This is a genomic window from Vicinamibacterales bacterium, assembly GCA_036496585.1.
Taxonomy (GTDB): Bacteria; Acidobacteriota; Vicinamibacteria; order Vicinamibacterales; family 2-12-FULL-66-21; genus JAICSD01.
This window is the reverse complement of the sequence record DASXLB010000014.1, coordinates 46073-65034: the sequence shown is the minus strand read 5'-3', so window position 1 is coordinate 65034 and position 18962 is coordinate 46073. Positions and strand designations below refer to the sequence as shown.

General features: G+C 68.9%; 15 protein-coding genes. 4 read left to right on the top strand and 11 right to left on the bottom strand.

Going from position 1 to position 18962, the window contains the following annotated elements; translation table 11 throughout:
* Positions 1 to 28 precede the first annotated feature (28 nt).
* From VGI12_03795 to VGI12_03775, 5 genes are read right to left on the bottom strand one after another with little or no spacing between them, the layout of a single operon-like run.
* Complete coding sequence (locus VGI12_03795; GenBank protein HEY2431773.1) at positions 29 to 973, bottom strand: threonine/serine dehydratase; 945 nt, start codon at positions 971 to 973, stop codon at positions 29 to 31.
* On the bottom strand, positions 970 to 3474 hold the full coding sequence (locus tag VGI12_03790) for a zinc-dependent metalloprotease (protein ID HEY2431772.1): 2505 nt from the start codon (positions 3472 to 3474) through the stop codon (positions 970 to 972). The genes VGI12_03795 and VGI12_03790 overlap by 4 nt, the downstream gene beginning before the upstream one ends.
* A 59-nt stretch (positions 3475 to 3533) precedes the next feature.
* A complete protein-coding gene (locus VGI12_03785) occupies positions 3534 to 4883 on the bottom strand; it encodes a sulfatase (GenBank protein HEY2431771.1) in 1350 nt (449 codons plus the stop codon).
* A gap of 54 nt (positions 4884 to 4937) precedes the next feature.
* Entirely contained in the window at positions 4938 to 6011 is a 1074-nt protein-coding gene (locus VGI12_03780; protein HEY2431770.1) for a P1 family peptidase, read from the bottom strand.
* 25 nt (positions 6012 to 6036) lie between these two features.
* Positions 6037 to 7338: an acetylornithine deacetylase/succinyl-diaminopimelate desuccinylase family protein gene (locus VGI12_03775; GenBank protein HEY2431769.1), complete on the bottom strand. Its 1302-nt coding sequence runs from the start codon at positions 7336 to 7338 to the stop codon at positions 6037 to 6039.
* Between the two features lie 36 nt (positions 7339 to 7374).
* Between VGI12_03775 and VGI12_03770 the strand changes: the two genes are divergently transcribed.
* From VGI12_03770 to VGI12_03755, 4 genes are read left to right on the top strand one after another with little or no spacing between them, the layout of a single operon-like run.
* Positions 7375 to 8766, top strand: coding sequence for a sodium:solute symporter family protein (locus VGI12_03770; protein ID HEY2431768.1), 1392 nt, complete (start codon positions 7375 to 7377; stop codon positions 8764 to 8766).
* A gap of 5 nt (positions 8767 to 8771) precedes the next feature.
* On the top strand, positions 8772 to 9509 hold the full coding sequence (locus VGI12_03765) for an SDR family oxidoreductase (GenBank protein HEY2431767.1): 738 nt from the start codon (positions 8772 to 8774) through the stop codon (positions 9507 to 9509).
* Positions 9510 to 9540: 31 nt separating this feature from the next.
* On the top strand, positions 9541 to 10593 hold the full coding sequence (locus tag VGI12_03760; protein HEY2431766.1) for a tartrate dehydrogenase: 1053 nt from the start codon (positions 9541 to 9543) through the stop codon (positions 10591 to 10593).
* A gap of 57 nt (positions 10594 to 10650) precedes the next feature.
* Positions 10651 to 11979, top strand: coding sequence for an aminotransferase class III-fold pyridoxal phosphate-dependent enzyme (locus VGI12_03755; protein HEY2431765.1), 1329 nt, complete (start codon positions 10651 to 10653; stop codon positions 11977 to 11979).
* 87 nt (positions 11980 to 12066) lie between these two features.
* Here VGI12_03755 and VGI12_03750 read toward each other — a convergent pair whose 3' ends face one another.
* The 6 genes from VGI12_03750 to VGI12_03725 form a co-directional block, all read right to left on the bottom strand.
* Entirely contained in the window at positions 12067 to 13248 is a 1182-nt protein-coding gene (locus tag VGI12_03750; protein ID HEY2431764.1) for a hypothetical protein, read from the bottom strand.
* Entirely contained in the window at positions 13245 to 14189 is a 945-nt protein-coding gene (locus VGI12_03745; GenBank protein HEY2431763.1) for a DUF2157 domain-containing protein, read from the bottom strand. Before VGI12_03745 ends, VGI12_03750 begins: the two co-directional genes overlap by 4 nt.
* A gap of 45 nt (positions 14190 to 14234) precedes the next feature.
* The gene (locus VGI12_03740; GenBank protein HEY2431762.1) at positions 14235 to 15182 is read right to left on the bottom strand and encodes a GDSL-type esterase/lipase family protein; all 948 of its coding nucleotides are present in this window, start codon (positions 15180 to 15182) and stop codon (positions 14235 to 14237) included.
* A gap of 17 nt (positions 15183 to 15199) precedes the next feature.
* Entirely contained in the window at positions 15200 to 17161 is a 1962-nt protein-coding gene (locus VGI12_03735) for an alpha-L-arabinofuranosidase C-terminal domain-containing protein (GenBank protein HEY2431761.1), read from the bottom strand.
* A gap of 228 nt (positions 17162 to 17389) precedes the next feature.
* Positions 17390 to 18421: an aldo/keto reductase gene (locus VGI12_03730; protein HEY2431760.1), complete on the bottom strand. Its 1032-nt coding sequence runs from the start codon at positions 18419 to 18421 to the stop codon at positions 17390 to 17392.
* Positions 18422 to 18469: 48 nt separating this feature from the next.
* A complete protein-coding gene (locus VGI12_03725; GenBank protein ID HEY2431759.1) occupies positions 18470 to 18961 on the bottom strand; it encodes a DinB family protein in 492 nt (163 codons plus the stop codon).
* Position 18962 lies beyond the last annotated feature (1 nt).

Below are 18962 nucleotides of genomic sequence, written 5' to 3'. Positions count from 1 at the left end.
CTTGCGCGCAGTTTAGGTGGGCGGGCGATCATGACAGCAACGCCGTCAGCATTGACGGATCCAGGTTGCCGCCGCTGATGACCGCGACGACCGGCGGCGCGAACGTCGCCGAATCCCGGAGCGCGGCTGCGACGGTGACGGCGCCGCTCGGCTCCGCGACGATCTTCGCATCGCAAAACAACCAGCGGAATGCCGAGGCGATTTCGTGCTCTTCCACCGTCTCGAGACGATCCACGAACTGCCGCACGATCGCGAAGTTCAGCTCGCCCGGACGCACGGCGAGCAAGCCGTCGGCGATGCTCTGCACCCCATCCAGCGTGCGAATGCCGCCGCTCTCGATCGACGTCTTCATCGACGCCGCGCCGGCCGGTTCGACGCCGACGATCGCGACGTCGGGACGCGCCGGTTTGACCGCGGCCGCGACCCCGCCGATGAGGCCGCCGCCGCCGATCGGCACGACGATGGTGGCGACGTCTGGACACTGTTCGAGGATCTCGAGGCCGAGCGTGCCCTGGCCGGCGATGATCCATTCGTGATCGAACGGCGGCACCATCATCAGGCCGCGGTCGGCGGCAATCTCCTCCGCCTTGGCCTTTCGATGGAGCGTCGTCGTACCGGCGAACACGACCTCGGCGCCGAATCGCTTGGCCCCGTCGATTTTCACCGCCGGCGCGGTGGTCGGCATGACGACGACCGACGGGACGCCGACGGCGTGGGCGGAGATGGCGACCGCCTGTCCGTGATTACCGGACGAATAGGTGATGACGCCGCGGACGCGGTCGGCCGGCGCGAGCTGCGCGACCATGTTGTAGGCGCCGCGGATCTTGAACGCGCCCCCCGGCTGCATGTTCTCGCACTTGAGGAAGAGCGGCCGCCCGGCGATTGCCGACACGTCGATCATCGGCGTCACGCGTGCCACGCCCCTGATCCGCTCGCGCGCGGCGTCGATGTGGTCGCGCGAGACGACGCTCACCGTCCGCCCCGGCCGCCGATCGGTTCGCCCGGGGGCGTCGCAAGCGGATCGGTCTTCTTGTAGGCGTCGGCCGGGCGCGCCAGGAAGCGCGTGACGTCTTCACGCGCCGCGGCGGCGTGGGCAGTGGCGGTCGTGGCGGTCATCGCCTTGATGCGGCGCAGGCCGGCGGACGCCTGCGCGCGCACCAGCGGGCTCGCCTGCGCGTCGGCGGCCAGGTCCATCAGCCGTTGGGTGACGACGTCCTCGACCACTTCCTGCACGGCCTGCCCGTAGCCGTCGGCGGCTCGCGGCGCCCCCCACGTCCGCTGCACGAGCGCGCTGACGACATCGCCGAAGCCGGGGATGGCGGCGTCGCGCCCGTGCTGCTCGATGGTGCGCGCCGCCCGCTCGCGCTGCAGCAGCGCCGTCACGGTCACGTCGGACGCGATCGACGCGGCGGCGAGCGGATCGAACGTCGGGTCAGTGTGCTTCTCGAATCGCTCCGCCGTGCCGCCGCCGTATCCGGACGCGGCCGGCGGAATCAGCCGCAGGATTCGTTCGGGGATGCGCAGCGTCTCGACGTCGAGGGTTTTCAGCAGCGCCCTCAGCGCCGCCTTCTGCTGCGCCGCCGGCACCACCTCGGCGACCCGCTGTGGATTCGGCCCTGACGGCGTGCGCACCGCGTAGGTGAAGTAGACGCCGCCGATCGACTTCGACGCGGCGATCGCCTGGTAGCGATGGTGCAGGTAGAGCGGCAGCAGCCGCAGCTCGAGTTCGGAGAGAGGCGTGCCGATTGGGACCGCCGTCAGGCCGAACTCCGACAGCCCGATGCGGCGCACCTCGAGTTCGTGCTCGAGGGTGGCGACCGGGTCGGACCCGTTGTCCCACAGGCTGGCCAGCGGATGCGCCGAGCCGAGCGGCCGCGCGTCCGAATCCTGGATGTAGAGCATGCCGTGGGCGACGCCGTCCTCGAGGACCTGCTCGAGCGCCGCCGCCTCGTTTGCGCCGGCCGCGAATTGCCCGTAGGCGAACTTCACCGCGAACTTGTCGAACTCGCCGATGCCGGTCGCGTAGGCGTTCGACAGATCGAGCTTGCCGTCCTTGATGTCGACCCAGGGTGCCGGGTAGTCCATGACCGAGGCGCGGCCATAGGAACTGGCGGCGAAGTTGTGGCCGAAGCCGAGCGTGTGGCCGGTTTCGTGCGCGGCCAGCTGGCGGATCCGCGCCAGCGACATCGCGGTGACGTCGACCGACGGGTCGAGCGCCGCGAGGTAGTCCGGTTCTGGCGACAGGTCGGCGAGGCAGGCCATGCCTTCCGCGTACTGCGGAATCAGGCCCGAGCCGAGCGTGAAGTCCTGGCGCACGCGCAGCGATCCGAGCGTGACGTTGCCTTTGATCATCTCGCCGGTGCGCGGATCGACGACGCCGCCGCCGTACGACCAGCCGCGCGTCGAGCGGTGCACCCAGTTGATCATGTTGTAGCGGACGTCCATCGGATCGGCGTCGGCCGGCAGCACTTTGACCTGGAAGGCGTTCCTGAAGCCGGCCGCCTCGAACGCCTGATTCCACCACGATGCGCCTTCGACGAGCGCGGTCCGGATCGGTTCGGGCGCGCCGTTGTCGACGTAGTAGACGATCGGCTTCACCGGCTCGGAGACGGCGGCGTTCGGATCCTTCTTCTCGAGGCGGAAGCGCTGGATCCAGCGCTTCTCGACCGGTTCGCTGATCGGCGACGCGTAGTCGTAGAACACGATGCCCAACGACGGCGCGCGCGGATCGAGCTTGCGCGGCTTGTAGCCCAAATCCGGCAGCTGCACGAACGAATGATGCTCCCGCAGTGTCACCGCCGCCGGCGACGGCGTCGTCTCACGGACGTAGGGGCCGGGATCACCGTCGGTCGTGAACGTCAGCGTTGTCTCGATCTCGGTGTTTTGCGGGAATCCCTTGGTGCGCGGCAGGTAGAAGGCGCTGCGGCTCTCGTCGAGCTTGTAACTGCCCTGCTTCGCCACCCGCAGTCGATCGACCACGCCGTGCGCGTCGCGCAGGAAGAAGGCGGTCGCGTCGACGAGCACGTGGCCACCATCCTCGGCCTCGACCTTGAATCCCCACAAGACTGACTGCGCGAAGGAGTCGCGCACCGCCCGCCGCTCGGCCTCGTCGGTGGTGATCGCGCGGTAGCTGTAGTTGGGCTGCATCATCAGCACTTTCCGGCCGATGCGCTGGAAGGTGACGACGCTCGAGTCGCCGAGCTGGCCGCGATCGAGCCCGACCGGATTGCTGCCGAGACCGGCCGGCAGGGAGACCTGATAGAGCAGCTCCTGATCGAAGCGGTCGATCTCCATGAAGAGCGTGCCGCTCGACGCCTGCCAGTAGAGCGGCATGTAGCCGTCTAGCTTCTGCAGCTTCTCGACCTTGGCGGCGATCCGCGGGAGCGTCTCAGGCACGGCTGGTTTCGGATCCTGCGCCGCCAGCGGCACGCCCAGGCAGAGCAATCCCGACATGACGAACCGAAGTGTCTTCATAGGAGCCGGGATTGTACTCCGGCGCGCGCCGGCGGCCGCACGGAACCGGCCGCTAGCTGTCACCGCGCCGCCGGCGACACCTGCGGCCGGAAGCGATCGAGCCGCTCGCGCAGATGCGCCACGACATCGAGATTGGCGGACGCCACGTCGAGGCGCTCGCCCGGATCGCGATCGAGATCGTAGAGCTCCGGCGCCGAGCCGTCGGCTGACCGCAGCTTCCAGCGGCCCTCGCGCACGCCCTGCAGATCGCGATTCACGATGTAGTACAGCTCCCGCCGAGGGGTCGGCGCCCTGCCGGTCAGGAACGGCAGGAGATCATCGCCGTCGGACGGGCGATCGTGGCTGACCTGACCGCCAGCCAGCGACTCGAACGTCGGAAAGACGTCGAGCTCCGACGCCATCTGCGACGACACCTGTCGGGATGGAATCGTCCCCGGCCACCGCGCCGCGGCCGGCACACGCATACCGCCTTCCCACGACGTCCCCTTGCCGCCGCGGAGCAGGCCGGCCGAGCCGGCGTCCCAGAGCGTCTGACCTTCCTGGAAGGATCGCGCCGGCGCATTCGACCACGGTCCGTTGTCGCTGAAGAACAGCGTCATCGTGCGCTCGTCGAGCCCGCGCGTCTTCAGCTCCGCCAGCACCTGGCCGACGCTCCAGTCGATTTCTTCGACGGCGTCGCCGTAGCGCCCGGCCGTCGACGTTCCCTGGAAGCGCGGCGAGGCGCCAGCCGGCAGGTGCGGCATGTTGTAGGCGATGTAGAGGAAGAACGGCCGGCCGGAGGCCTCGCGGATGAACCGCACCGCTTCCTCCGTGAACCGAGCGGTGAGCGTGTTGGCGTCGACCGGACGTTCGACTTGATCGAATCCGCGGTAGAGCGGCACGCCGCGCACCGCGTCCGGCACGAATGGCCGGCGATAGTCGTGCGAGTACGGAATGCCGAGGAACACGTCGAAGCCGTGCCGCAGCGGATTGAACTCCGGGCGGGTGTCGAAGTCGCCCAGATGCCACTTGCCGAGCATGCCGGTGCGATAGCCGTCGCGCTTCAACGCGTCGGCGAGCGTGATCTCGTCGTCGGCGAGCCCCTCGGGAGCCCCCGGTCCGTAGGGGACGTACATCTTCGATCGGAAGGCGTAGCGGCCGGTCAGCAGCTGCGCCCGCGACGGCGTGCACACCGGCGCGGCGTAGAACGACGTCAGCCGGATGCCTTCCGCGGCCATCCGATCGATATTGGGCGTGCGGATCGTCGGATGGCCGAACGACGACAGGTCGCCGTACCCCTGATCGTCGGTCAGGAAGACGACGAAGTTGGGCCGCGCCGGCTGCGCGGCGTCGAGAACGGTTGCCCGCCGCGCCCACACGGCGATCGCCGCAGTGGCAAGCAGGACGGCGATCAGCGTGCGTCGTGACATCTCCGGTCCTCTCAGGCGTGCCGTGGCAGCTCGACGCGGTAGAGCGTCGCAGGCCTAGCGGAACCGCGCCGGCACCGTGCCGAGATCGCGCGCGCTCGGCAGGCCGTGTGACGACGTCGCGGTGGTGGCGGCGCGGACGACAGCCTCGGCCATCGCCTCGGCCGCCATCGCGCCGACGCTGGCGTAGTTGGCGTCGCCGGTCCACGTGCCGGTGCCGAGCGAAAACACGGTGTCGCCGTCGTACGGGGTGTGGGTGGGCGAGATCGCGCGCGCGTAGCCGTCCTGCGCCATCTGCGCAACCTTCTGCAGCTGCGCCTTGGTGAGTTTCGCGTTGGTGGCGACGACGCCGATGGTGGTGTTCTCGCCGGCCCGTCCATGCGCCTGCGAACCGTCTCGGATCCACTTGCGGACGTCGGCCAGCTTGCCGTCGGGCCCGCGCACGCCGGCGACGACGCTGCCGGTCGCCGGGTCGATGATGTCGCCGAACGCGTTCACGGCAACGATCGCCGCGACGACGAGACCGTTCGGATACTTGATGGCCGCCGAGCCGATGCCCGCCTTCATCGGGCCACCGTCGCTGCTCGACTTTCCGACGGTCGCGCCGGCGCCGGCGCCGACGTTGCCTTCCTGCACCGGCGCGGGACCGGCTGCCTCCGCGGCGCGATACCCGCAGTCGGCGCCAGGACGCACCTTCGGGTCGCCGCCGAACCGTAGATCGAACAGGATCGCCGAGGGCACGATAGGGACGACGCCGGCGTCACCGACCGGGTAGCCGATGTGATGCTCGTCGAGCCACCGCATCGTGCCGCTCGCGGCGTCGAGGCCGTAGGCGCTGCCGCCGGCCAGGACGATCGCGTTGACCATGTGGACATCGCTGGCCGGATTCAGCAGATCGGTCTCGCGGGTGCCCGGCGAGCCGCCGCGCACGTCGCCGCTGCCGATCGTGCCCTCGGGCGCGAGGATCACGGTGCAGCCGGTCGGCCGTTCGGCGAGCGTGAAGTGGCCCACTTTGATGCCGTCGACCGCAGTCAGCGTCAGGTTCTCCACCCGCGGGCGCGGCCCCTGTCCTGCCGGCAGGACGGCGGTCGCAGCAATGATGACACTGGCCGCGAGCAGCATCGGCTTCATGGCGACAGTCTACCGCCGGCCGCGGTCATTCGCCGCCGTGGAGGTGCGGCGCCGCGGAGTTGACGCCGGTCAGGTCGAGCACGGCCAGCGCGAGCACCCGCATCGAGGTGAGGAGGTCCGCGATCGAGCAGCGCTCGTCCGGCTGGTGCGCCTGTTCGAGCGCGCCGGGGCCGTAGGCCACACAGTGCGGCACGCCGGCGATTCGCGCCACGTGCTTGTGATCATAGGTGCCGGGGCTGAGCACGATGGTGCCCTTGCGCCCGAGGACGCGGCGGATGGCGCGATCGACCGCCGCGATCACCGGCGAATCGGGGGGCGTGCGCGTCGGATGCACGATCAGCAGATCGCGCACGTCGTAGTCGAGGCCTGGCGTCCGCGCCGCCAGCTCGCGAAGCAGATCGAGGATCTCGTCTTTGGCGTCGTCGAAGCCCTCTTCCATCAGGAACCGCCGATCGAAAACGGCCCGGCAGCGGTCGGCGACGCAGGGCGTCTGGACGCCGTCGACCGGCTGGCCGCCGGCGATCGCGTTGACGTTGAGCGTCGGATGGCGCGCCGCCTCGGGTATGACCGGCAGGTCGGTCGTGCGGGCGGCCAGTCGCGGCCGCAGTTCAGCGTTGAAGTGCGCCAGGATCGCGCTCATGTGATCGATGGCGCTCACTCCCTGGAACGGCATGCTGCCGTGCGCGATCCGTCCGCGCGTCTCGACTTCGAACCAATAGGCGCCGCGGTGGCCGGCGCAGATGCGATCGACGCCGAGCGGCTCGGGGATGATCACGGCGTCGGTGCGTCCGGAGGCGATGCGTCCGCGCGCCGCGAGCCAGGCAACGCCGGCCAGCCCGCCGCTTTCTTCGTCGACCGTCCCGCTGATCTCGATCGTCGCGCGCGGCCGCACGCCGGCGCGGCGGATCGCCTCGCAGGCGAACACCGCCGCGGCCAGGCCGCCCTTCATGTCTGCGGCGCCACGCCCCCAGATGCAGCCATCGCGCACGAGGCCGGCGAAGGGATCGATCGTCCAGCCGGCGCCGGGCGGGACGACGTCGATGTGGCCGTTGAGGTGCAGGGTCGGACCCGCCCCGCCGCCCGGCATCGTGGCGACGACATTGACGCGCGGGTTGGCGTGGGAGTGCTCCGGCCGGTCGGCCGCGGTGTGGTACTCGACGGCGTAGCCGAACGCCGACACCGTTTGTCCGATGAAGTGCGCGCATTCCGCGTAGGACGCGCCGGGCGGATTGACCGTCGGGATGCGGATCAGATCGCACGCGAACGCGACCGCCTCGTCGGCGAGCGCGTCGGCGGCGGCGAGCACGCGGTCGGCGGCAGTGATCATGCGTGGCGCGGAGGTTTCTTATAGCATGCCGCGAGCGTGGCCTACATCCTGGTCATCGTCGTCTATGCGGTCGCGCAGGTGGCACTCGGCGCCTGGATCGCCCGCCGGGTGCGGGGCGCCGGCGACTTTTTCGTGGCGGGACGAGCGCTCGGACCCGGCGTCCTGGCCGCGACGCTGCTTGCCGCCAACATCGGCGGCGGATCCACCGTCGGCGCGGCCGGCGCCGGATTTCGCAACGGGCTTGCCGCCTGGTGGTGGGTGGGGTCGGCGGCGATCGGGTCGGCGGTGCTGGCGATGGCGTTCGGGCCGCGGTTGCGGCGGATCGCCGCCGCTCACGACCTCCGGACGGTCGGCGACTTTCTCGAATGGCGCTACGACCAGCGGGTGCGCGCGGTCGTCGCCGTGCTGCTGTGGGCCGGCGCAGTGTTCATTCTCGCCGGGCAACTGCTGGCGATGGCGGCGGTGCTGGGCACGATCGCCGGGCTTGGCCGAATCACGTCCTGCGCGATCGGCGCGATCGTCGCGACGACGTATTTCGCCGCCGGCGGGCTGAAGTCGTCGGTGGCGGTCAACGTGCTGCAGCTCGGCGTCAAGCTGCTGGGGTTTGCGGTGGCGGTGCCGCTGGCGCTCGCCGCCGTCGGCGGCCTCGCCGGCCTGCACCAGGCGCTGCCCAGCGGTCCCTACTGGAGCGTCTGGCGCAACGGCGGGTCGGGATGGATCTACGTCGCGACGCTCGCGCCGGCCTTCGTCGTCTCGCCTGGAATCCTGCAGAAGGTCTACGCGGGCCGCGACGATCGCGCCGTGCGCATCGGCGTCGGCCTCAACGCGCTGGTGCTGCTCCTGTTCGCCCCGGTGCCGCCGATGCTGGGGATGATTGCCCGCGCTCTCCACCCCGGGCTGGCCGCCAGCGACAACGCGCTGCCGCTGCTGTTTGCCGCCGATCTGCCGTTCGCCGTCGGTGCGCTGGGGCTCGCCGCGATCTTCTCGGCGGAGGTGAGCGCAGCCGACGCCCTGCTGTTCATGCTGGCCACGTCGTTCTCGCAGGACATCTACCGGCGCTTCGTCAATCGCGCTGCCGGGGACGCCGATCTCGTCTGGTGGGCGCGCGCCGCCGCCGTGGCCGGCAGCGTGATGGCCTTTGTACTCGCCACGGCCGTCGCCAGGGACGTGATCGACGCGCTGAGCGTCTTCTACATGCTGCTCGGCGTCAGCCTGTTCGTGCCGATCGTCGCCGGCCTGGTGTCGGGGCGCGGCGACGGCGCGGCAGCGCTCTGCGCCGTGGCCGGCGGCGTCGCGACCGCGGCCGGCGTCCAGTGGCACAGCGGTTCGGGCCCCGTGCATGCGCTGACCCCGCCGATGTGGGGCATCGCGGTCGCGGCCATCGCCTATATGATCGCGGCAGCCGTCATGCCACGGAGGATCGCCTGAGCGCGATGTTCGACCTCAAGGGAAAGACCGCCGTGGTGATCGGCGCCGCCTCCGGTATCGGCGAGGCCATCGCCGCCGGCTTCGCGCGCCAGCGTGGCAACGTCGTCGCGCTCGACCTCCATCCCGATCCGTCGCGTGGCATCGGCGCGCTCGACATCACCGACGCCCGGGCGGTCGATCAGGTGCTGGCCGACCTCGATCGCCGGCACGGGATCGACGTGCTGGTGTGCATGCCGGCGGTGAACGTGCGCAAGCCGATCCTCGAGTACACGGACGAGGAGCTGTCTTTCGTGCTGGACGTCAACCTGAAAGGCACCTTTCGCGTCGTGCGCGCGGCGGGACGGGCGATGACGGCGCGGAAGAAGGGGAGCATCGTGCTCTTCTCGTCGATCCGCTCGCAGGTGGTCGAACCGGGACAGTCGGTCTACGCCGCGACGAAGGCCGGGGTGGTCCAGCTCGCGCGCACGGCCGCCGCCGAATTCGGACCGTTCGGCGTGCGCGTCAACGCGATTGCTCCCGGCGTGATCGAGACGCCGCTGACCGCGCCGATCAAGGCCAACCAAAGCTGGTACGACGCCTACGCGGCCCGCAGCATCCTCGGCCGTTGGGGACGCGCCGATGAAATCGTCGGGCCGGCGGTCTTCCTCGCGTCCGACGCCTCGAGTTACGTGACCGGCACCGTCCTGTTCGTGGACGGCGGCTGGCTCGCGATTGACGGGCGCTACACGCCGCCGGGGATGTAATCGGGAACTGACACGGGGGAGAAGAGTAGAGATGTCTCGAGTAGCAGTGATCGCCGGCGACGGCATCGGCCAGGAAGTGATCCCGGCCGGACTCGAAGTGGTCAAGAAGGCGGCCGCCGTGTGCGGTGTGACGGTGGAGTTCACCGAGGTCCCGTGGGGGTGCGACTTCTATCTGAAGCACGGGCGGATGATGCCCGAGGACGGCTTCGATCGCCTGCAGGATTTCGACGCGATCTACCTCGGCGCGATCGGCGATCCGTCCGTACCGGACCACGTCGCGGTGTGGCAGTTGCTGCTGCCGATCCGGCAGCGCTTCGATCAATACGTCAACCTCAGGCCGATGCGACTGGTGCGCGGGCTGAAGACTCCGCTTGCCGGGCGCGGCCCGGCCGACGTCGACATGATCTGCGTCCGCGAGAATTCGGAAGGGGAGTACGGCGGCATCGGCGGACGCGTCCATGTCGGACGGCCGAACGAGAGCGCGCAGCAGTTGAGCGTGTTCACCCGGCACGGCATCGAGCGCATCGCCCGCTACGCGTTCGAAACCGCGATGAAGCGGCCGCGCCGCCTGCTCGCGAGCGCCACCAAGTCGAACGCGCTCAACTACACGATGGTGCTGTGGGACGAGGTGGTCGATCGCGTGGCGAAGGACTATCCGCAGGTGGCGTGGCGCAAGTACCACGTCGACGCGCTGGCCGCGCGGATGGTCACCGATCCCGGCAGCATCGACGTCATGCTCGCCTCCAATCTGTTCGGGGATATCCTCACCGATCTGGGGGCGGCGGTGTCGGGCAGTCTCGGCATCGCGCCGAGCGGTAACATCAACCCGGAGCGGAAGCATCCGTCGATGTTCGAGCCGATCCACGGCTCGGCGCCGGACATCAAAGGGAAGGGGATCGCCAACCCGATCGGCGCGATCTGGGCCGGGGCGATGATGCTGGAACATCTCGGATCACGCGACGCCCACGATCTCGTCGTCCGCGCCATCGAGACCGTGCTCGGCGCCGGCGGGCCGCGCACGCCGGATCTCGGCGGCACCGCGACGACGAGAGACGTCGCCAAAGCGGTCGCCGACGCGCTGTAGGGCGGAGCCGCGCAGACGGCAGAAGGCCGGACCCTCGGGTCCGGCATGGGAGCACTCATGAACACCGTCGATACCGTGGCGGGCCTGAACGGCCAGCTCATCGTCGATCTGACGAAGAAGCACACGCTTTTCGAGTGGTCGGCCCAGGCGGGCGTCGACCCGATTCCGGTGGCCGGCGCAAAGGGCTGCTGGTTCTGGACGCCTGAAGGCAAGCGGTTCCTCGATTTCAACAGCCAGTTGATGTGCGTCAACATCGGCCACGGCGACGAGCGCGTGATCCGCGCCATCGCCCGCCAGGCCGAGACGCTCGCTTACGCGAACCCGTTCATGGCCACCGAGGCGCGGGCGCGCCTCGGGCGCAAGCTCGCCGAGATCTGCCCGGGAGACATCGACGTCTTTTTCTTCACCAACGGCGGCGCCGAGGCCAACGAGAACGCCGTCAAGCTGGCGCGGTTCTACACAGGACGCCACAAGCTCCTGTCGTTTTACCGCTCGTATCACGGCGGCACCGCAGGCGCCCAGACGCTGACCGGCGATCCGCGGCGCTGGCCGTCGGAGCCGGGGATGCCCGGCGTCGTGCACGTCCTCAACCCGTACCACGGCATCCAGCGCGGCTGGGAGCCGTGCGACGCGGCGCTGGCGCGGATCGAGGAAACGATTCAGCTCGAGGGAGCCGATCGGATCGCCGCCTTCATCCTCGAGCCCGTCGTCGGCACCAACGGCGTGCTGGTGCCGCCGGACGGGTTCATTCGCGGTATCCGCGACCTCTGCACGAAATACGGGATCCTGATGATCGCCGACGAGGTGATGTCCGGCTTCGGCCGGACGGGCGAGTGGTTCGCCGTCGATCACTGGCGCGTCGTGCCGGATCTGATGACGATGGCGAAGGGGCTGACGAGCGCGTACGTGCCGCTCGGGGCCGTCGGGATGCGCCGCGCGATCGCCGATCACTTCAAGGAGCGGGTCTTCTACGGCGGCTTGACCTACAACAGCCACCCGCTCGGGTGTGCCGCCGCCCTCGCGACGCTGCAGGTCTACGAAGACGATCGCCTGATCGAACAGGCGCGCCGCATGGGCCAGGTCATGGCGGAGCTGCTCGCGGCGCTGCGGGCCAGACACGCGATCGTCGGAGCGGTCCGCTCGATCGGCCTGTTCGGCATCGTCGAGCTGGTGAAGGATCGGGAGTCGATGGAGCCGCTGGCGCCGTTCAACGGGACGTCGGAGCCGATGAACCGGCTGCGCGCGATATTCCGCGACGAGGGTCTCTACACGTTCGTCCGCTTCAATACGTTCTTCACCAATCCACCGCTCTCGATCACCGAGGAGGAACTGCGCCACGGATTCGACGTCATCGATCGCGCGTTGACGCAGATCGGCGGCGCCTGAGAACGTCGCCATCCGAGACCCGGTGCGGCTTGCGAGGACGCTCGCCAGTGTCCGAGCGGCAGGAAGCCGATGCGCTTCAACCTGACATCAGAATGTCCCGCTGGCGCCGCCCCCGCCCGAGGCGCCGCCGCGACCGACGAAGTCCTCGGACTCCGGGTATGACGGCGCGCCCGGATGCAAGACTGCGGACGCGGTCCCGACGAGCGTCACCGCTCCGCTCTGGCTGCTGAGGATGCGCGCCGCCGTGAAACCCGCGCGTTGTCCGTCGCCGCCCGCCGCCAGCCAGCGTCGAACGACGATCGCGACCGCCATCAGGAAGACGCCAAGCAGCATCGGATCCCATTCGTGGCGCGGCCACCCGAGATACGGCTTGTTGGTCATCACCGTCACGAGCGCCATCGCGAGACCGACGGCCAGGAGCGAACGGTCCCGGCCGCGGATCGCGAGCACAACCGCGGCAAGCGGCAGCGCCCAGATCATCGCGTAGGTGAACCAGTAGAACGCTCCGGCGATGTCGGGCCGCGTCCACCAGAACCGGAACTGCAGGTTCAGCGTGAGATACAGGCCGGCAAGGGCGGCGGCCCGCATCAGCGCGTAGTCGTCGCCGGGGTAGTCGTCGCCGTGTCGTCCGCGCCGTCGATGCGCTATGACGACGGCGGCCGCGAAGACCGCCGCGGCGAGCGCATGCCGCGACGCCGCTGTGCCGCCCAGCTGAGCCGCCGCGCCGAGCTGAAAGGGAACCGCCGCGGCGCAGACGATGCCGCCGATCGCCGCGTAGACGTAGCCGAACCGCCAGTAGACGCAGAGGCCTCCTGCCGCACCGGCCAGCAGCGCGGCGATCATCGGAGCGTCGCCGGAGCTGTCGATGTGCTGCGCGTCGGTGAACATCCCGGCCGCGATCGCGAGGAGCGCCACGGACATGACCGCCAGCGCCTCTTCCACGCCGAACCGGTAGAAGCGTTGCGCGACGACGAGGTACTGCGCGAGCGCGATGCACGCGATCGCCGCGATCGACGACACGACGGCCGTGGGAATCGGATGATCGAGATTGAACATGACGACGGTCAACGACACCGAGGCGGCGACGATGAGCGTGGTGAACACGGCGAGGCCGGCGCGGAGGAAGACATTCGTGCGGCGGACGTCGACCCGAAGCTCGGCGTCGAGCGCGGCGCCTTGCGCGGCATCGAGCAGCATCGACTTCGTCCACTCGCGGACCCGCGCCTGCAGGCGGATCCGGTGCTCGTCGGCGGCAGCGTAGAGGCTCACTCTTCCCGTCCGAACCGCCTCGCGAGAGCGACCAGCGACACGATGACGATCGTGCTGGAAACGACCACGTAGGCCAGGGCGCCGCTGACGTCATTGACCCCGCGCAGCAGTCGCGCGCTGATCCCGACGTAGCCATAGAGGACACCGTAGACGACGAACGCAAAACGCCGCACCCGTATCCCGGCGGCGACGGCGAGCCCTGCCAGACCCAGCAGCGCCACCAGGTAGAGCACGTGCGCGTCGGACTCGAACAGCGCCGAGAGCAGCGTCACGAACAGCACGTTGGCCGCGACGTGCAGGTAGGCGTCGAGGAAGTGCCTCTTGATCCCGGCCCGGAAGAGGCCGGTGCCGACCGCCGCGACGAGCACGCCGTAGATCAACGCGCTGGCGCGCAGCGAGGCCTCCCCGACCATCGGGAAGTGGGACAGCCGCAGACCGAACCAGCCGGCCAGCGTCGAGAGGGCGAGCGACAGCACGAACCGGTTATCGAAGCGATAGGCGAGCAGGAAGTACACGCTGGCCGAGAGAAGCAGGTAGTGATCCCAGCTCTCCTGCAGCAGGTGGAACCGGAATTCGACGTAGCCGAGCTCGAGGCCAAGGACGAGACAGCCCAGGTAGAGGATGTAGTCGAAGGCGAATCCGGGGGCCTCGACGCGTCCGTTCGAGTAGGGACGCCCGCGCGAGAAGCCATGGTAGAGCGACCAGGCCAGCGTCAGCGTCAGCGCCGACAGGATGGCGGCGTCACCGAGCCCCTGAAAATGCGTCTGGATGGTCCAGCCCAGGCCCCCGATGAACGACACCACACCCAGGTAAAGAATCGTATGGAGTTCGACGAAGACCGAGAACCGCTCCTTGCCGACCAGCGCCGACAGCAGATCGTACTGTTCGGCCCGGATAGCGCCGGCCTGCCTCCACCGCTCGAGATCCGCGAGGGTGTTCACGCTGCCACCGAGAGGACGATCCACGCGCGCCATCGCCGCCTTGCTCTACCGCATCAACTCGGCCAGCTTGTCCTTCACCGCCGCGCCCCAGATGTCGTATCCCTTGGCGACGGGGTGCAGGAGGTCGGGGCGGAACGTGTCGGGCAGGAAGTGGCCGGTCTCGTCGAGGAACCTGTTGCCGATGTCCAGGTAGAACACGTGCTGCTCGTCGGCGAGCTTCTGGATGATCCGGTTCACCTCGGCGACGCGGTCGCGCACGGGATCTCCAGGGACGCTGCGAGGGAAGATGCCGAGCAGCAGGATCTTCGCATTGGGGAAGTCGTGGCGCATCTCGAGCACGATCGCTCCGATGCCTTCGGCGATCTCCGGGGCGCTGGAGTTGCCCGCGTTGTTCGTGCCGATCATCAGCATTACCGCCTTGGGCTGGAAGCCCTGGCCTTCGCCGTTGTGCAGCCCCCACAGCACGCCCTGCGTGGTATCGCCCGCAACGGCGAAGTTGGCCGTCTTCATGGCGCCGAAATACTTCTCGAACATCGCCCGGTTGTCGTCGTTCTGCACCCACCAGTCGGTGATCGAATCGCCGTGCAGGAGCAGGTCGATGCCGCCCTGCTGGGCGCGCTGCACGAAGCCCTCGTGGCGCGGACCGCGCCGCTGCACCGTCTGGGTGTAGGTGGCGGCGACGTTGAGCCGCTGCTCGCGCAGCAGCATCAGCGGCTCGTATTTCTTCAGCAGCGGCTGCGCCGCCGAGGCGTCGGCATCGATGAAGCGCTGGAACTCGGCGTTGACCTGCGACACCTCCGCGGCCGTCGGACGCGGGATGGCGACTTCCGGGGGCACCGGCGCCGGCGGTCCGATCACGACCGGCGCGGGCGGCGGGCCGCCGGGACCGGCCGGTACGGCCGGCGGCGATGCCGACGGCGGCTGCGCGTACAGGGAGCCGCCTTGGACCAACGCCGCGGTGAGCAACAGCGCGGCACGTAACGATCGCGACATCATCATCGGACCTTTCGTCAGCGAGCGGGCAGTTCCAGCACGACGATGCCGCGGGCCGGCACCGTGTAGGTGAATCCCGACTTCACGCCGGCGACGCGCGACGTCACCGGCACGACGCTGTTCGGCGCGTCGATCGAGTTGGTGGCGTCCGCCGCCCCGGAGAGGGTGATTGCGGTGGCCGCCGCTGCGAGCGCGCGCCCGCCGTTGACGTCGATCTGGACCGGTGCGTCGGCGTCACCAGGGTTTACCAGCTTGACGTGAAGCAGCCCCGATCGGCTGTCCCGGGTCACCGACACCAGCACCGCGGTGTCGCTCGCAGCCGCCTTCAGGATTTCGTCGCCAACGTGCGTGCTGAACAGCTTGATCGCGTGATAGCTCGGGGAGCCGTAGACGCGCAGCGCGTCGTAGCCGATCAGATTGGGCCGCCACTGCCGCGCACCCGGACTGACGTTGACCAGCAGCGGCGCGTAGCAGTGCATGACGATGATGTCGGAGTTCTTCTCCATCTGGGTCATCCACGCGGCGTCCCCGATCGCCGCGCGCATGTTCGGCGTCGGCGCTTCGCCGCGCGATTTCGCGTTCCACGGCTCGAACGGCGTCTCGTAGGCTCCCCACTCACCGACGAAGATTTTCGGACCCTTGCGGTCGTAGGTTTCGTACTGCGTGGCCGCCTTCTTCACGAACTGGTCGACCGGCAGGTAGTAGTGCTCGTCGAGCACGTCGGGAGTGAGGCTCCTGACGCGCTGGCCGACTGGGTGCTCGAACCCGACGGTCGAGATCACCTGGAGCTGCGGATGGCGCTTCTTGATCGCCTCGTTGAACTGCGCAAAACGCTTGTCGTACGAGCCGGACTTGTCGAACCAGTCCTCGTTGCCGATCTCGACGTAGGTCAGTTTGAAGGGCTGCGGATGTCCGGCTTTCGCGCGCGCGGCGCCCCACGTCGAGCTCGCCGGGCCCGACACGTATTCGATCTCGTCGAGGGCGTCCTCGATGTACGGCTGCAGGTCGGGACCGGGCTCGACGTGCGCACCTTTCAGCGAGTAGCCGGCGTAGACGGCGAGCACCGGCTCGGCACCCATGTCCTCGCACCAGAGCAGGAACTCGTAGAGTCCCAGGCCGTCGGTCGAGCGATAGCCCCAGGGCGCCTGATGCCCCGGACGTTCCGCCAGCGGCCCCAGCGTCTTCTTCCACTCGAATCGATCGGCGATCTGATCGCCTTCGAGGTAGTTGCCGCCCGGGAAGCGCAGGAACTTCGGATTCATGTCGACGAGCATCTGCATCAGGTCTGGACGAAACCCGTTCGCCTGGCCCTTGAACGTCGGCGGAAACAGCGAGACGAGACCGAACCAGATCGTTCCGGGCTGACTGGTCGTCAGCGTCAGGCGCGCGTTCGCCGTCGGCGTGACGACGGTTTCGGGGACGAGCGTGACCTCGTATCGCTTCCACGCGGTCGTCAGCGTGGATGTCGGGCCCTGGAGAGACGCGCTCGCGTAGCGTGCCGTCCCGTCAGCGTTCTGAAGCGAGACCACGATTGCGCCGGTGAAGTTGCCGGCCGATTTCGCAAAGAACGACACCTGATAACGCGCCTTGTTCCTGACCGGGATGCCCCAGTAGCCCTCGTTGGCGATGCCAGCCTCGTGCCCCGGCGACGCCTTGGTGACCTCGAGCCGCAGGCTGGTTCCGATCGCCTGGCTCAGCGGCTGCGCCGGATCGAGCGCCATCGACGCCGCGGCGCCGTCACCCTGGACGAGCGACCAGTGGGCCGGCGACGTCTTGTCGTCGAGGAACGCGCGGTTCCGCACCAACTCCGCATAGAGCCCGCCGTCGTAGCTGTGGTTGATCTCTTCGGTCATCAGTCCGTAGAGCGTCGGACTCACCTTGCCGGATGGCGATCCCGCGTCGATGACGATGGTCGGGTTGGCGTCGCGCATGGACGCGACGCCGAAAAGCAGGACGAGTGGTAGCAGCCGGATCTTCATGAGCAATTGACCTCGCGTGCCGCACATCCTACATTGAAGCCCCGCTGGAGGTCTGATGAAACGGCTGGCACCATGGGCGTGCGCCTCGGTTGCGCTTGGTCTCGTCACCGCCTCCCTGGCGGTGCAGCGTTCGACGCGGTCGTCCCGGCGCTGCGGGGCGGGCGCTGACGCGGCGTCAGCGCGGCGGCGGCAGGCGATCCTCGGCGTGGTGCGATCGGCCGATCGTTCCTATGTCACATCGGTCGGGAACGGATTGCGTTCGAATCCCGCCTGGTGCCAGTACGGATAGATCGGTGTCCGCCGCGACGCGTGATCCAGTGCGCCGATCTGCGCGGGCGTCAGCGTGGTCTCCGCCGCGCCGAGGTTCTGCGCGAGCTGGACCTCGTCGCGGGCGCCGACGATCACGCTCGACACGGTCGGTCGCGCGAGCAGCCACGCCAGGGCGATCTGCGGGATCGTCTTGCCGGTCTCCTTCGCGACCGCGTCGAGCGCCTCGACCACGTCGAAGAGGTAGTCGTCGGGAACGGGCGGTGAGAACTCTTTCGTCGCCGGCAGCCGGCTCACGGCCGGCGGCGGCTGGCCACGGCGGATCTTGCCGGTGAGCCGGCCCCAGCCGAGCGGGCTCCAGACGATCGTGCCGACGCCTTGATCGAGGGCGAGCGGCATCAGCTCCCACTCGAACTCGCGGCCGACCAGCGAGTAGTACGCCTGGTGCGCGACGTAGCGCGGCCAGCCGTGGCGATCGGCGATCGCCAGCGACTTCATCAGGTGCCAGCCGGAGAAGTTCGACGCGGCGATGTAACGGATCTTGCCGGCGCGGACGAGCGTGTCGAGCGTGCTCAGCACTTCCTCGACGGGCGTGCGCGCGTCGAAGCCGTGCAGGTGGTAGATGTCGATGACGTCGGTGCCGAGCCGCCGCAGGCTCGATTCGCACGCCTGGATCAGATGATGCCGCGACGAGCCGACGTCGTTCGGTCCGTCGCCGAAGCGGAAGGTCGCCTTCGTCGAGATCAGCAACCGCTCACGTCGTCCCTGGATTGCCTGGCCGACGATCTCCTCGGAGAGTCCTCTCGAGTAGACGTCGGCTGTGTCGATCAGAGTGACGCCGGCGTCGAGGCACATGTCGATCATCCGGCGCGCCTCGTTCACGTCGCTCTCGCCCCAGGCCTTGAAGAACGGCGTCGCGCCGCCGAAGGTCGCCGCGCCGAGCGACAGTGCCGACACGCGCAGCCCCGATTTGCCAAGATAGCGATATTCCATCTGTCGTTCGTCCTCTGATCCGTCAGTACGGGCGTGAGTGGCGCTGGCCTATTTGAGGGCCCGCGAATAGAACAGATCGTGGTTTCCGGGCGGCTCGAGGCCAGCGCGGCGGATAGCGAGTGCGATCTGTGCCCAGTGCCGCGTCTCGTGCAGCAGGATGTGGAACAGCAGCTTGCGCGGCGTCAGGAGGTAGTCGCCGCCGCTCTGGACCGTGAACGTCCGCGGCTCGTCGGCCGCGTCGTCTTCGAGCGGCACGGCGAAGTGCTCGAGCTCGCGCCGCACCGATCCGCCGTAGTCGAAGAGCGGTGGCGCGTGCCTGCCGCTGAGCCCCGTCTGCGTGTCGAGCGGCGCGTTGGTCAGCCGCTGCAGGTGCCGGCGCTCGACCAGGAAGATGTGATCGATGAGCGAGCCGACCGTCGGATGGCGGCCGCCCGGCTGCACCTCGATCTCCACCGCGTCGGGGTGCGCGGCAAACCACGTCCGCCACTTGTCCCGCTCTTCCTGCGTGTAGCGCAGCAACTCCAGGTAGCTCAGATTCATC